This is a genomic window from Vibrio sp. D173a, from assembly GCF_030248475.1.
On record NZ_JAHGAH010000917.1, the window covers coordinates 1 to 1,010 of the forward strand.

Consider the following 1,010-nt stretch of genomic DNA (forward strand, 5'->3'; position numbering starts at 1 on the left):
TGCTTGATCGCCATCTCTAATGAAGAGAGCTCACCTTGGTTGAACATCTGCCAGCCATGAGTACCGAGGATCTGCACGATAAGTTCGGCATTATTAGCGCGTTGTGCATGGCGAAGCGCTTGGTGAGGTGTGTTCTGTTTTAGCCAAGCTTGGGCTGCGGCGTTATGCAATTCCGCTTCTTGCTGTGGAATGCGCGCTTGACGTTCATGCGCCAAAAACTCACCGAATAGATTGTGGAAGCGGTACCAGTTTTTCTCACCCTCTAATGGGTAGATAAACAACCCAAATCGGTTGAGGGACTCAATCATGCCCAGTGCATCTTCACGTTGGGTGAGGGCACACACTAACTCATCGTTGAAGTGATCAAGCACTGAACACTGCATCAAGAAGTGACGAGTCTCTTTGTCCAGTAGGTCAAAGACCTCTTCCACCAAGTAATCCCATAAATGGGCATGGTTAAAGTGGGACACAGATTCCGCAGACTGAGCCAGCGTACGTTTTTGGTGCTGAGCTTGCAGGGCAATTAGCTGAAGCGCCGAAGCCCAGCCCTCTACGTAAGCACAGATACTGCCTGCAGTGGTATCGTCGACACCGTCAGTAACACGCTGGTTGAAGAAGCGTGTTGTCTCTTCGGTGTCAAATGCCAACGAATCATTACCGATTTCAATCATCAGATCGCGAACACGCAGGTTCGCCGTACCTAGTGGTGGTGTACCACGGCTTGTTACAACCAAGGTTAGGTTATCTGGCATGTGTTTAAGGAAGAAGCGCATCGCTTCATGCACATCATCATTGTTGACGAGGTGGTAGTCGTCGAGGACCAGAAAACACTCATGATGGAAGTTGGCCATTTCAGCAAACACTTCACTCAACAGAGAGTGCAGCGATGAAAATTGACGCTTCTCAGCCAGCTTTTGTGCATTTGGGCAGGCATTTTGAGTTGCCTTGTTCAGAGATTGCAGTAGGTAGTTGATGAAACGGAACGCATCGTTATCACTGTCATCGATGCT

At 49.0% G+C, this 1,010-nt stretch carries 1 pseudogene; it reads right to left on the minus strand.

From position 1 onward, the window contains the following. Nucleotides 1–1,010 (minus strand): annotated as a pseudogene (locus KIV40_RS30260) (transcriptional regulator MalT); the annotation flags it as partial.